Genomic DNA, 12670 nt, shown 5'->3' on the forward strand with positions numbered 1-12670 from the left:
GCACGTCCGCGTCGGCCAGGACGACGAACGGGTCCGACCCACCGAGCTCGAGCACCGACTTCTTGATCGCCGCACCCGCGACCGCGGCGATCGAGGATCCGGCCCGCTCGCTGCCGGTCAGGGTGACCGCGGCGACCCGGGGATCCTCGACCACCCGACGCGAGACCGCGGGCACGTCCTCGGCGGCGACGACCAGGCTCCGGAACAGCCCCACGGGTGCCCCGGCGTCGGCGGCCGCGTCGGCGACGAGCGCCTCGATCGCGAGCGCGCAGCCGGTCACGTCGGGGCTGTGCTTGAGCAGCGCCGCGTTGCCCGCGGCGAGGGCTGCGCAGGCGAAGCGGAGCACCTGCCAGAACGGGAAGTTCCACGGCATCACCGCGAAGACGACGCCGATCGGCTCGTAGGACAGCCAGGAGCGCGACGCTCCGGATGCGACCTCGTGGTCGGCGAGCCAGCCCGGGGCGAGGTCGGCGACGACCTCACAGTTCCAGGCGCACTTGTCGATCTCGCCGAGCGCCTCGGTGATCGGCTTGCCCATCTCGGCGGTGATCAGCGCGGCGTACTCCTCGCGGCGCTCGGTCAGCAGCTTGCCGACGCCGCGCAGCAGGGTGAGCCGCTCGTCGAGCGGGGTGTCGCGCCAGGCCTGCGATGCGGCGTGCACGTCGGCGAGCGCCTGCTCGACGCCGGCCTCGTCGTGCGCGTCGTAGGTCGCCAGCACCCCGCCGGTGGCGGGGTTGCGGGTGACGACGGTCATGCCGACGCCTCCAGGCGCCCACCGACCGTGCTGCGCCGGCGGGCGGGCGCGACGGCGGCGACGCTCTCCTCCAGGGGGCCGACCACGTTGCGGATCGTGCCGAGCCGCTCGATCGTCATCTCGACGACGTCGCCGACCTGCAGCGGCGGCGGCACGAGCTTGCCGTTGCGGCCCCACGACTCGGCGAGTGAGCCGCTCGCGCAGGTGCCCGACGCGAGCACCTCGCCCGCCTTCACCCAGGACGCCCGCGAGGCGTGGGAGACGAGCTGCTCGAACGACCAGCCCATGTTGCCGGACCGGTCGGTGCCCACTGGCTCGTCGTTGACCTTCACGGTCATCTTGAGGTCGAGGAAGCCGTCGGAGTCGCGGCAGCCGTCGAGCTCGTCGGCGGTGACCACCCAGGGACCGATCGTGGTGGCGAAGTCCTTGCCCTTCGACGGGCCGAGCTTGAGGGACATCTCCTTGCCCTGGACGTCCCGCGCCGACCAGTCGTTCATCACGCAGTAGCCGCCGATGGCCCCCCGGGCCTGCTCCGGGGTCACGTTGCGGACGTCGCGGCAGACGATCGCCGCGATCTCGAGCTCGAAGTCGAGACGCTCGGTGTCGGGCGGCATCGGCACGGCGTCGTAGGGACCGGTGACAGCGTGCGGCGCCATGAAGAGGAAGACGGGAGCGTCGTACCACTGCGCCGGCGTGCCGGGGTTTCCGTGGCCGCGCTCCATGCCGTCGACGTGCGCCTCGAAGGTGAGGAAGTCGCGCATGGACACGGGCTGGACGGGCGGCAGCAGCACGACGTCGTCGGGGCGCAGCCCGTCGCCACGGGCCGCGTCGTCCGCGGCCTCCTCGCGAGCGGCCGGATCGGCGGCGAGGAGCTCGACCAGGTCGGTGCCGTCCTCGAACGGGTGCAGCCACCACCCCGAGCCGTCGCCGACGACGAGCCCGACGCGGCGGGTCCCCCCGGGGTCGTCGGTACGACGGAAGGCGGCCAGTCTCATGTCAGGTCAGCCGATCGTCTCGTAGAAGGCCCGCTCGCGGTTCGCGAGGACGGGGATGGCCTGCCCGTGGCCGTACTCGGTGAAGTGCTCCGACGCGCCGTGGGCGAGGTAGGCCTGCTCGTCGTCGTAGATCTCGAAGAGCCGGAAGACGAGCGGCTCGGCCGGGTCCTGGAAGGCCTGGTAGAAGCGGTTGCCGGGCTCCATCCGAGAGGGCGGCGTGAGCTTCTCGATCGCGTCGCGGACGACGTCCTCCTTGCCGGGCTGGGCGGTCCAGGTGGCGCTGACGACGTAGGCCATGGGTGAGGCTCCTCGCGGGTGATGTCGGTGTGATGGCGGTCTCACGCTAGGTCGGGGTGTGCGACCCGGAGAAAGAGCCGACACCGATGCCTGGCATCACTCCGATCGGGGTTCCCCGGTCCAGCGGCGGCGGGTTTCCTGTGATCGACACCACAGAGGCGCCACCGCCTCCGACCCCGCAGGAGAACTCATGACAACCCGTTCCATGCCGAAGCGTCGCGGCGCGGCGGCCCTCACGGCCCTCGCCGTCGCCGGTCTCGTCACGCTCTCCGCGTGCGGCGGCTCGACCCAGCCTGCCGCCGGTGGAACCGACTCGGGTTCGGACTCCAGCACCAAGACACTCGTCTTCTCGCCGCTCGCGCTGAAGATCCCCGCGATGAAGCAGCTCTCCGAGGGCATCCAGGGCTACGGCAAGTCCAAGGGCTACAGCGTCGTCGTCCAGGACCCGAACCTCGATCCCCAGAAGCAGGTCACCGACCTCCAGACCGCCATCTCGTCCGGGAAGGCCGACGCCGTCTGGGCGATCATGGTCGCCCCCGAGGCAGCGTCGTCGCTGATCAAGGTCGCCCAGGAGAAGGGCGTCCCGATGGTCGTGAACGGCACGCCCGAGGCGTACGGCCTCAGCGGCATGCAGCCGGGCATCTCCTTCGCGACCATCGACTACAAGGCCGAGGGGCAGGCAGCCGGCACCGAGCTGGGCAACTGCATCAACGAGAAGCTCGGCGGCAAGGCGGAGGTCCTCTTCGAGGAGGCGGCCCCGGGCACGGCCGGCAAGCAGGAGTACGAGGACGCGGTCAAGCAGTACCTCGCCCAGGTCGCCCCGAACGCCAAGATCGTGACCACCACGGTGGTGAGCGACCGTCAGGCCGCCCAGACCGACGTCGGCAACGCGCTGCAGGGTCACCCGAACATCAACGCGGTCTTCGGACAGAACGACGAGGGTGCGCTCGGCACGATCGGCGCCTTCAAGGCCGCCGGCAAGAAGCTGCCCTGCATCACCGAGACCGGCGGCAACGACGAGGCGCTGGCAGCCGTCAAGAGCGGCGACATCTACGCCGTCGTCGCGCTCCAGTTCGCCGCCGACATGACGCAGAACGTCGACACCCTCACCGCGATGGTCAAGGACCCCCAGGCCGAGGGCAAGCAGCTCGTCACTCCGCAGAAGGTCGTCAAGGCAGGAAGTTGAGCACCGTGACCAACTCTGACGTGACCGTGGCCGGGACCGGCACCACTGCCGGCCCCGGCCCGGGGCCGGCCCCCGACACGAAGCCTCCCGTCCAGGACATGCCGCGCTCCGTGTCGATCCTGGTGTTCTTCCGCGACCGCGGCATCTTCGTCCTGTGGGGACTGCTGATCGTGGTCTTCGCGATCTGGTGCTCGCCCTACTTCTTCAAGGTCGACAACGCGCTGCTGGTCGCCAACGCGGCCGCGCTGACCGCGCTGTTCGCGGCGGGCGTCGGCATCGGGATCATGACCGGGGTCCTGGACCTCTCGCTGCCGGGCACCGCTGCGGTCTCGAGCTGTGTCTGCGGGTGGATCCTGACCCACGGCCACGCGACCTGGCTCGGCCTGGCGGCCGGGCTCGCGACCGGTGTGGTCGTCGGCGTGTTCAACGGCCTGATCACCATCCGCGGCTTCAACCCGATCATCGTCACGATCGGCACGCTGTCGGTGCTGTCGGGCCTGGCCGCCGTCATCGCGGGCGGCTACACCTTCCCGGGACTGACCCAGCTCGAGTTCATGGGCACGCACCGCTACTTCCAGGTGGGCACCTCGTTCTCCGGCATCCCCGCGCCGGTCTTCATCGTGGCGGCCGTCTTCATCGTCGGCACGATCTTCCTGACCCGCACCCGCGACGGCATCCGGCTGATGGCGGTCGGCGGCAACGCCGAGGCCGTACGCCGTGCCGGCATCCACGCCACCCGCTACACGGTGCTCGGCTTCGTGATCTCGGGTCTGCTCGCCGCACTCGGCGGCCTGGTCAGCACCGCGGTGGTGACCGAGGCGAGCCCGTCGGCGAGCCCGGCGATCATCTTCAACGCGCTGACGGCGGTCGCCCTCGCCGGTGTCGCCCTCACCGGCGGGCGGGGCAGCCTGCCCCGGGTGCTGGTCGGCGCACTGATCCTCGCCACGATCAGCAACGGCCTGACCATCCGCGGCATCCAGCCCTACTGGGCCACCGTCTGCACGGGCGCCCTCCTGCTCGGCTCCCTCGCCCTCGAGCGGGTCATCCAGTCGAGCGTGTCCGAGCGGCTCATGGCCGCCAACCTCTCCGTCCACCAGAAGAAGGTCTGACGCCCATGAGTCACATGGCCGCCTCCGGCACCCCGGGGCTCGCGACTCCAGCCCTCGAGCTGGCCGGCATCGAGATGCACTACGGCTTCGTCCGCGCCCTCGACGGCATCGACATCCACGTGATGCCGGGCGAGGTGGTCGGCCTGCTCGGCGACAACGGCGCCGGCAAGTCGACGCTGCTCAAGGTGATGTCCGGCGCGCACAAGCCCTCGCACGGCACCATCCGCGTGCGCGGCGAGGAGCACACCTTCCACGCTCCCAGCGACGCGGCGGAGGCCGGCATCCAGATGGTCTACCAGGACCTCTCGCTGGTGGAGCCGCAGGACATCGCCATCAACCTCAACCTCGGACAGGAGCAGCTCCGCAAGGGCCCGCTCGGCTGGATTGGCTTCGTCGACCGCAAGGCGATGCGACGCAGCTCCGAGAGGGAGCTCGACCGGCTCGGCGTACGCACCGCGCCGATGACCCGGCCGGTGGAGATGCTCTCCGGCGGCCAGCGCCAGGTGGTGGCGCTCGCCCGCAGCGCCATCCGTGTCACTGGCCCTGAGGACGGCGCAGCGCAGGGCATCCTGCTGCTCGACGAGCCGACGGCGGCGCTCGGCTACGAGCAGACCAAGAACGTCGAGGGGCTCATCCGCCGGATGGCCGACCAGGGCATCGCCATCGTCGTGGTCACCCACGACCTGCCGCTCTGCTACGAGGTCGCCGACCGGCTGGTCATCCTCAACCGCGGCAAGAAGGTCGCCGACCTCCCGGTCGCCGGCGCCGACCGCGACCACGTCGTCGGCTGGATCACCGGCTCGCGCGCCTCGATGTTCGAGGCACCCCGGGCAGCAGGCACCGTGGCATGAGCGTCCATCCCTCCTACGCCGAGCGGTTCGGCCTGCTCGACGGCATCGACTCCTTCGACGAGCTGATGAGCGATCCGGCCCTCGAGGAGCGGTTCCACGCGTTCATGCAGTGGCGCGACGCCGCGCCGGCACCCGACGTGGCGACCCGCGACACGACCGTCGCCGGGCCGCACGGTCCGGTGCCGGTGCGCGTCTACACGCCCGCCGGCCCGCGCGGGGACCTGCCGTGCCTGGTCTGGATGCACGGCGGCGCGTTCATGATGGGCGACCTCGACATGCCCGAGGCCGACCGGACCGCGCGCGAGGTCTGCGCCCGGGCGGGCGCGGTCGTGGTGAGCGTCGACTACCGCCTGGCGGTCGGCGGCGTCGACCACCCGGTGCCGCTCGACGACGTCCTCGCGGTCGTGCGCTGGGTGCGCGACGGTGCCACCGACCTCGGCGTGGACGACGCCCGCGTCTCGGTCGGCGGCGCCAGCGCCGGCGGCAACCTGGCGACGGCGGCGGTGCTGCGGCTGCGCGACGAGGACCGCTGGCAGCCGGCGACGCTCCTGCCGGCGTACGGCGTCTTCCACCCGGTGCTCCCGCCCGGCTCGCGCGAGATCGACGAGCTGATGGTCGAGGTGCCGAACCTGCTCCGCTTCACCGAGAAGGAGACCGCCGGCATCACGGCCAACTACGTGGGCGGACCGCCCGAGTCGGCCGACGGCTACGCGATGCCGGCGCTCGCGGACCTCACCGGCCTCTGCCCGGTCGTCATGGTCGACGCCCAGTACGACGACCTGCGCCGGTCCCAGGAGCCCTTCCTCGAGGCGCTCGCCGGTGCCGGCGTGCCGGCGACTCGGCACCTCGTCCCCGGCGTCCTGCACGGCTTCCTCAACCTGCCGGCCGACGTCGAGCCCGTCGGCCGCGCCTTCCAGCTCATCGCCGACGTCGTCGCGACGCCGGCCACCGTCGTCCCCCTCGTCTAGCGCCCTGAATCTAGGAGTCACCTCATGTCCGAGCCCCAGACCTCGACCCTCGACCGCGTCCTCGTCGTCGGCGGTGGCATCACCGGCGGCGTGCTGTCGCTCGCCCTGGCCCAGAAGGGCGTCGAGGTCGTGCTGGTCGACCTGCGCGAGTCCCTCGGCGGGGTCGGGCACGGCATCACGCTGCAGGGCAACGCGCTCAAGGCGTTCCGCTCGGTCGGCATCTACGACCGCCTGGCCGAGCGCGGCTACGCGTTCAACCACCTGCGGCTCAGGACCGCCGACGGCCACGTCATCGCCGAGATCCCCACGCCGCCGATGGGCGGTCCGGACCTGCCGGGCACGATGGGCGCCGTACGCGGCGACATCGCCGACATCCTGGCCGAGGAGGTCGTCGCGGCCGGCGTCGACGTGCGCCTCGGCACGACGCTCACCGCCATCGACGACCACGGCGACTCCGTCACGGTGACGCTGTCCGACGGCAGCACCGAGACGGTCGACCTGCTCGTCGGCGCCGACGGGATCCGCTCCACGGTGCGCGGCATGATCGGCATCGAGGACCAGCCGCGGCCGGTCGGCATGGGCATCTGGCGCACGGTCGCGAAGCGGCCGGCCGAGATGGACTGCTCCGAGCTCTACTACGGCGGCCCGAAGTACAAGGCCGGCTACACGCCCATCTCGGAGGACCTCTGTTACGCGTTCCTGCTCGAGGAGAACCTCGACCGCTCCTTCGTCGGCGAGGGCCCTCGCGGCAAGGAGCTCAAGGAGCGCGGTCAGGGCTACGGCGGCACCTGGGGCGAGGTGCGCGACAGCCTCGCGGACGACGCCATCGTCAACTACCAGTGGATCGAGGCGATCTGCGTGGAGTCGCCCTGGCACCGGGGTCGCTCGATCATCGTCGGCGACGCCGCGCACGCCTGCCCGCCGCTGATCGCGCAGGGCGCAGCGATGTGCGCCGAGGACGCCGTCGTCCTTGCCGAGATGCTGACCAGCGGGGACAAGGTCGACGACGTGCTGCCGGCGTTCATGGAGCGCCGCTTCGATCGCGTGAAGATGGTGCTCGACAACAGCCTCACGCTCGCCGAGTGGGAGATCCACCCCGACACCCCCGGCGCCGACCCCGGCCGGATCATGGGCCAGACGCTCCACGCGCTGGTGCAGCCCGCCTGATGGGCGGTGTCGTCCCCCTCGAGCGGGGCGCGGCCGGCTTCGAGGAGGCCCGGGTCAGACGGGTCTTCAACCGGCGGCTGCCCGAGCGGCAGCCGGCCGCCGTCGTACGCGCCGAGACGGAGGCGGACGTGGTGGCCGCCGTACGGCTCGCCCGCGAGCGCGGCTGGCAGGTCGCCGTACGCTCCGGCGGGCACAGCTGGGCGCAGTGGTCGGTGCGCGACGACGCGCTGGTGATCGACCTCGGTGGGCTCCAGGAGATCTCGTACGACGAGACGACCGGCATCGTGGCCGCCTCGCCGGCCGTCCGGGGCGGCGCCGACCTGGCGCCGTACCTCTCCGAGCGGGGGCGGTTCTTCCTCGGCGGCCACTGCCCGACCGTCGGCATCGGCGGCTTCCTGCTCCAGGGCGGCCAGGGCTGGAACGCCCGGGGCTGGGGCTGGGCGGCGGAGTACGTCGTCGCGGTCGACGTCGTGACCGCCGACGGCGAGCTCGTGCGCGCCGACGCGACGCAGAACAGCGACCTGTTCTGGGCCGCACGGGGTGCCGGCCCAGGCTTCCCGGGCGTCGTCACGCGGTTCCACCTGCAGACGCGGCCGCTGCCGCGGCACTTCGCGCACACGGTGCAGGCCTTCGGTCTCGACGACTTCGACGAGGTGATGACCTGGCTGCACGACACGCACGCGAGCGTCGCCGACACCGTCGAGATCGTCGCGCTGACGAAGACCGACCCCCTCGTCGCGCCCGGGCCGATCCTGCTCGTCACGGCGCTCGCCATGGTCGACGACGAGCACGAGGCCGATCAGGCACTGGCGCCGTTCCGTAAGAACCCGGCGCTCGACCGGGCGATCTTCGTGATCGACGCCGAGCCGACCACGCCCGAGGCGGAGCGGGCCCGGCAGCTCCAGGACAACCCGGAGGGCCACCGCTGGGCGGTCGACAACGCCTGGCTGTCGGGGATCGCGGCCGAGGTCGTGCCGGCCATGAGGCGCGCCTACACGACGCTGCCCAACGAGAAGGCGTTCACCATCTGGTTCAGCATGGCGCCACTGCGGGAGCTGCCGGACATGGCGTTCTCCGTGCAGTCGGAGATCTACCTGGCGGCGTACGTGCCGTGGGAGGACGCGGACGACGACGAGCACCACCAGGCATGGCTGGCCGGCGCCATGGCCGACCTCGAGCCGGTCACGGTCGGGCAGTACGTCGGCGACAGCGACCTCCGGCGCCGGCCGCACCGCTTCCTCTCCGAGGAGGCCTGGGAGCGGCTCGGCCGGGTGTACGCCGACCGCGACCCGGACCGGCTCTTCGTCGGCTACCTGACCTGAGCCGGCGCGGCCGATCGGGTCCACACTGGGAGGCACGACCATCCCAGGGAGGACCGATGCGACTCTCGACGCTCGCTGCCCTGACGGCCATCGCCGCCACGCTCGTCGTGGCCCGGGCGGACGCCCGTCCGAGCCAGACACCCCTCGCCGCCACGTCGCCGACCGCGACGAGCGCGGCCCCCGATCCGGCCGCGTTCGCCCGGCCGGTCGCCAACCCGTGGTTCCCGCTCGTGCCGGGCACCGTCACGGTGCTCCGTGGCACCGACGAGGGCGCGCGGTTCCGCGAGCGCGTGCGCGTCACCGGTCGCACCAAGGTGATCCAGGGGGTCACCACGCGGGTCGTGCGCGACGTCCTGCACCGCACCGACGGCACCCTCGCCGAGAGCACGACCGACTGGTACGCCGCGGACGACTCCGGCAACGTCTGGTACTTCGGCGAGCGCACCGCGACCTTCGACGCACAGGGCGCGCTCGACAGCCGCGAAGGCTCGTGGCAGGCCGGCGTACGAGGTGCCCGGGCGGGCCTCATCATGCCGGCGGACCCGCGGCCGACCGACGCCTACCGGCAGGAGTTCTTCCGCGGCCACGCCGAGGACCAGGCGTGGATCGTCGGGTTCAAGCGGTCGCAGGCCACGCCGATGCGGACCTTCCGGCACGTGCTGCGCACCTTCGAGTGGACCAGGCTCGAGCCGGGCGTGGTGTCGCTGAAGCTGTATGCCCGGGGCGTCGGCATCGTCCGCGAGCAGGACGTCGCCGGTGGGTCGGAGACGTTCGCGGTGGTGGCGGTCCACCACCGTCGGTGAGGCCGCTAGGCGTCGACCGATCCCGCTGAGAGCTCCTCCCCGACGGCGTCGAGCCGACCGAAGAGCCAGCGGTGCGCCGGGTCGGAGAGCCGGTCCGGCGCGAACCAGTAGCCCTCCGGCAGGAGCACCTCGCCGAAGGGTGGCTCGACGACCGTGACCGAGCCGCCCTCGCGCAGGTGGATGTTGGCCAGTCGCTCGGGCACGACCGCGACCATCTCAGTGCCCTCGATGACGAACGGCAGCGGCAGGTAGCCGAAGACCTGCAGGGCGATGTGCCGTTCGATGCCGTGGTCGCCGAAGACCCGGTCGACGGGCGTGAGCACACCCGCGCCGAAGGAGCCGACGGCATGTGGCAGCACCGCGAGGTCGGCCATCGTCAGCCGGCCGTCGACCAGGCGCGGGTTGCCGCGGTCGGCGAGCACGACCATCCGGTCGCGCCAGAGCGGCCGGGAGATGCCGGGGAAGCCGAAGCCGAGCGGCGCGATCACCGCGTCGTTGTCGAGCAGCAGCCGGTCCGACGAGCGCGACTCCGGACCGAGGTGGCCGATGCTGAGCCGCACCCCCGGCGCGTCCGCCTCGACCAGCCGCACCAGCGGCTCGTGCACGACGGCGATGGAGTAGTCGCTCATCGTCAGGTGGAAGGTCCGCTGGCTGGTGGCCGCGTCGAACTCGTCCTCCAGGTCGAGCGCCGACCCCATCAGACGTACGGCGTGCTGCACCTCCGGCAGGAGGTCCCGGGCGAAGGGCGTCAGCTCGTAGTCGCGCCCCGCGCGCACGAGCAGCTCGTCGTCGAAGCGCCGCCGCAGCCGGGCCAGGGCGGCGCTCATCGCGGGCTGGCTCAGCTCCAGGCGCTGGCCGGCACGCGTCACGTTGCCCTCCTCCAGGAGGACCTTCAACGGGAGCAGCAGGTTGAGGTCGGTGCCGCCGAGCGCCATCGCGCTTCCTCTCTCGAACTGGTGGTGCCGCACTGGTGATCTGTGTTCGAAGCCCCTGCGTGCACAGACCACTAGAGTCCCATGGCACGGGTGAGCGCGGTCACGTCGGACACGAACAGGGAGCGTCAGGGTGAGGGAACAGCTGCGGGGCGTCGACGCCAACCTGCTGCTCTCCCTCCACGCGTTGCTCGAGGAGCGCAACCTCACCCACGCCGGTGAGCGGATGACGATGAGCCAGCCGGCGATGAGCGGCGCGCTGGCGCGGCTGCGCAAGCACTTCGACGACGAGCTGCTCGTGCGCGCGGGGCGCGGCTTCGAGCTCTCCCCGCTCGCCGAGGAGCTGCGCCCGCGGGTCGCCGAGGCGGTCGAGGCAGCCGAGGCGCTGCTCGGCAACCAGCGCGACTTCGACCCGGCGAGCAGCACGAAGCGGTTCGCGGTGAGCATGTCGGAGTACGCCATGACGGTGATCGCCCGGCCGCTCACCCGCGCCTTCGCCGACCAGGCGCCGGGCTGCACGCTGGCGCTCGACCCCCTCGACGTACGACGCGACCAGATCGAGACGCAGCTGATGCGGCGTGACCTGGTGGTGGCGCCGCTCGGCTTCGAGTTCCCGGGGCGGACCCAGCCGGTGTTCACCGACCACCTCGTCTGCCTGGTCGCCCGCGACCACCCGATGATGCGCGACGGGGCGCTGAGCCTGGACGACCTGCGCCGGATGCCGCACGCGGTCGCCGAGTTCGGCGCGGCGGGCGACCGCCGCCGCCCCCTCGAGCTGGCGGTCGAGGCCCAGGGCCTGGCCGACCGCAACGTGCTCGTGCAGGTGACGAGCCTGCTCACGCTGCCGTTCGCCGTCGCCGGCACCGACATGTGCGCCTTCGTCCCGTCACGCCTCGCCCGCCGCTGCACGGCCATCCTCGACCTCGTCGTGGCCGACACGCCCGTCGACCCGGTGCGGATCACCGAGTCGGCGCACTGGCACCCGCGTCGCGAGAAGGACCCGGCGGTGGTGTGGCTGCGCCACCTGCTGCACGACGTGGCCGTCGACCTCGAGGACGAGCTCGACTGACGAGCCACCCGAGCAGGGAGGCGGTCGCCATCACGACGGCCGGCACCACGGCCGAGTCCTCCCCGCCGAGGCCGACGAGCGGTGAGACCAGGGCGCCCAGGGTGAACTGCGTGCAGCCGAGCACCGCGCTGCCGGTGCCGGCGACCTCGCGCACCTGCGACATGGCGAGCGCCGCCGAGTTGCCCATCACGCCGCCGTTCGTCGCGACCGCGACGAGGATCGGAGCCGGGAGGAGCCACGTCGGCGCACCGCTCGCGGCGAGCAGCACGAACGTGAGCGTGGCGGCGAGCTGGACGCTCATGCAGGCCCGCACGAGGCGGGCCGGATCGATGCGGTCGACGAGGCGGCTGGTCACCCAGCCGGCGGAGATCAGCCCGACGGCGTTCACGCCGAACGCGACGCCGTACCCGACCGCCGAGAGGCCGACGACGTCCTGGTAGACGAACGGCGACGCGGCGATGTAGGCCATCATCATCGCGAACGACAGCGCCAGCACGGCGACCGGCGGCCAGTAGCCACGGGTGCCGACGACGACGCGCAGCCCGGCGGCGTACGACGTCCGGGTCGCGGTCCGGGCCTCGGGCGGGCGGGTCTCGCGGAGCACGACCACCACGCCGACCAGCATCGCGGCGCACAGGCCGGCGACCGTCCAGAGCATCCCGCGCCAGCCGACCGCGTCGGCGAGCAGGCCGCCGACGAAGGGTGCCAGCACCGGGGCCACGCCCCCGACGGTGAGCATCAGCGTGAACGCCTTCGCGGCCACCCGGCCGGTGACCAGGTCGGCGATCACCGCCCGCCCGATCACCATCCCGCCGGCCCCCGCGAAGCCCTGCACGAGTCGTGCCGCGACGAGGACGCCGAGGTTCGGGGCGAGCGCGCAGACGACACCCGCGGCCACGCAGACCGCGGCGCTGGCGATCAGGGGTCGCCGTCGCCCGTAGCGGTCCGAGAGCGGGCCCATCACGAGCTGGCCCGCGGCGAGCCCGGCGAGGAACGCGGTCAGGGTCAGCTGGACGGCGCTCGCGGAGACGCCCAGGTCGTCGCGCAGCTGCGGGAACCCGGGCAGGTAGAGGTCGGTCGCGACCGGGGCGACGGCCGCCAGGGAGGCGAGCACGAGGAGCAGCGGCCAGCCGACTTCGGCGCTGGTGCGGACCTGCCGCTGAGCCGTGGACACCGCCGAAGTCTCACGGCCTCCGGAGTCGCGGAACACGGTCGAT

At 72.3% G+C, this 12670-nt stretch carries 13 protein-coding genes; 8 read left to right on the forward strand and 5 right to left on the reverse strand.

Features of this window, described 5'->3' with window-relative positions:
- The 3 genes from ABD205_RS01735 to ABD205_RS01745 form a co-directional block, all read right to left on the reverse strand.
- The coding region (locus ABD205_RS01735; protein ID WP_344041771.1) for an aldehyde dehydrogenase family protein at positions 1 to 754 on the reverse strand (754 nt) is incomplete at its 3' end.
- Positions 751 to 1749 (reverse strand): fumarylacetoacetate hydrolase family protein, encoded by a 999-nt coding sequence (locus ABD205_RS01740; RefSeq protein ID WP_344041773.1) that lies wholly within the window; start codon positions 1747 to 1749, stop codon positions 751 to 753. The genes ABD205_RS01735 and ABD205_RS01740, both read right to left, overlap by 4 nt.
- A gap of 6 nt (positions 1750 to 1755) precedes the next feature.
- On the reverse strand, positions 1756 to 2046 hold the full coding sequence (locus tag ABD205_RS01745) for a putative quinol monooxygenase (RefSeq protein ID WP_344041775.1): 291 nt from the start codon (positions 2044 to 2046) through the stop codon (positions 1756 to 1758).
- A gap of 190 nt (positions 2047 to 2236) precedes the next feature.
- On the opposite strand from ABD205_RS01745, the gene ABD205_RS01750 reads away from it, so the two are divergent.
- From ABD205_RS01750 to ABD205_RS01780, 7 genes are read left to right on the forward strand one after another with little or no spacing between them, the layout of a single operon-like run.
- Positions 2237 to 3232, forward strand: a complete 996-nt coding sequence (locus ABD205_RS01750) for a sugar ABC transporter substrate-binding protein (protein WP_344041777.1) — start codon at positions 2237 to 2239, stop codon at positions 3230 to 3232.
- Positions 3233 to 3237: 5 nt separating this feature from the next.
- Positions 3238 to 4341 (forward strand): ABC transporter permease, encoded by a 1104-nt coding sequence (locus ABD205_RS01755; protein ID WP_344041779.1) that lies wholly within the window; start codon positions 3238 to 3240, stop codon positions 4339 to 4341.
- A 5-nt stretch (positions 4342 to 4346) separates the two neighbouring features.
- Positions 4347 to 5192, forward strand: a complete 846-nt coding sequence (locus tag ABD205_RS01760; protein WP_344041781.1) for an ATP-binding cassette domain-containing protein — start codon at positions 4347 to 4349, stop codon at positions 5190 to 5192.
- Entirely contained in the window at positions 5189 to 6160 is a 972-nt protein-coding gene (locus tag ABD205_RS01765; protein WP_344041783.1) for an alpha/beta hydrolase, read from the forward strand. The genes ABD205_RS01760 and ABD205_RS01765 overlap by 4 nt, the downstream gene beginning before the upstream one ends.
- A 24-nt stretch (positions 6161 to 6184) precedes the next feature.
- Entirely contained in the window at positions 6185 to 7327 is a 1143-nt protein-coding gene (locus ABD205_RS01770; protein WP_344041785.1) for an FAD-dependent monooxygenase, read from the forward strand.
- A complete protein-coding gene (locus ABD205_RS01775; protein WP_344041787.1) occupies positions 7327 to 8649 on the forward strand; it encodes an FAD-binding oxidoreductase in 1323 nt (440 codons plus the stop codon). The genes ABD205_RS01770 and ABD205_RS01775 overlap by 1 nt, the downstream gene beginning before the upstream one ends.
- A gap of 56 nt (positions 8650 to 8705) precedes the next feature.
- Complete coding sequence (locus ABD205_RS01780; protein ID WP_344041789.1) at positions 8706 to 9452, forward strand: hypothetical protein; 747 nt, start codon at positions 8706 to 8708, stop codon at positions 9450 to 9452.
- A 5-nt stretch (positions 9453 to 9457) separates the two neighbouring features.
- Here the strand turns inward: ABD205_RS01780 and ABD205_RS01785 are convergent, their stop codons facing one another.
- On the reverse strand, positions 9458 to 10387 hold the full coding sequence (locus ABD205_RS01785; protein ID WP_344041791.1) for a LysR family transcriptional regulator: 930 nt from the start codon (positions 10385 to 10387) through the stop codon (positions 9458 to 9460).
- Positions 10388 to 10517: 130 nt separating this feature from the next.
- Between ABD205_RS01785 and ABD205_RS01790 the strand changes: the two genes are divergently transcribed.
- Positions 10518 to 11453 carry a LysR substrate-binding domain-containing protein gene (locus tag ABD205_RS01790; protein ID WP_344041793.1) on the forward strand — a complete coding sequence of 312 codons (936 nt, stop codon included), beginning with the start codon at positions 10518 to 10520 and terminating at the stop codon, positions 11451 to 11453.
- Here ABD205_RS01790 and ABD205_RS01795 read toward each other — a convergent pair.
- On the reverse strand, positions 11344 to 12627 hold the full coding sequence (locus tag ABD205_RS01795) for a multidrug effflux MFS transporter (RefSeq protein WP_344041795.1): 1284 nt from the start codon (positions 12625 to 12627) through the stop codon (positions 11344 to 11346). The two genes, ABD205_RS01790 and ABD205_RS01795, sit on opposite strands and share 110 nt — an antisense overlap.
- Between the last annotated feature and the right edge of the window lie 43 nt (positions 12628 to 12670).

It is taken from the genome of Nocardioides panacihumi, from assembly GCF_039530925.1.
Taxonomy (GTDB): domain Bacteria; phylum Actinomycetota; class Actinomycetes; order Propionibacteriales; family Nocardioidaceae; genus Nocardioides; species Nocardioides panacihumi.

Excerpts from the sequence above, each read along its gene's own strand:
- ABD205_RS01785 (WP_344041791.1), bottom strand. The coding sequence starts at position 10,387 with ATGGCGCTCGGCGGCACCGACCTCAACCTGCTGCTCCCGTTGAAGGTC.
- ABD205_RS01745 (WP_344041775.1), bottom strand. The coding sequence starts at position 2,046 with ATGGCCTACGTCGTCAGCGCCACCTGGACCGCCCAGCCCGGCAAGGAG.
- ABD205_RS01760 (WP_344041781.1), top strand. The coding sequence starts at position 4,347 with ATGAGTCACATGGCCGCCTCCGGCACCCCGGGGCTCGCGACTCCAGCC.
- ABD205_RS01740 (WP_344041773.1), bottom strand. The coding sequence starts at position 1,749 with ATGAGACTGGCCGCCTTCCGTCGTACCGACGACCCCGGGGGGACCCGC.
- ABD205_RS01765 (WP_344041783.1), top strand. The coding sequence starts at position 5,189 with ATGAGCGTCCATCCCTCCTACGCCGAGCGGTTCGGCCTGCTCGACGGC.
- ABD205_RS01770 (WP_344041785.1), top strand. The coding sequence starts at position 6,185 with ATGTCCGAGCCCCAGACCTCGACCCTCGACCGCGTCCTCGTCGTCGGC.
- ABD205_RS01750 (WP_344041777.1), top strand. The coding sequence starts at position 2,237 with ATGACAACCCGTTCCATGCCGAAGCGTCGCGGCGCGGCGGCCCTCACG.
- ABD205_RS01780 (WP_344041789.1), top strand. The coding sequence starts at position 8,706 with ATGCGACTCTCGACGCTCGCTGCCCTGACGGCCATCGCCGCCACGCTC.
- ABD205_RS01775 (WP_344041787.1), top strand. The coding sequence starts at position 7,327 with ATGGGCGGTGTCGTCCCCCTCGAGCGGGGCGCGGCCGGCTTCGAGGAG.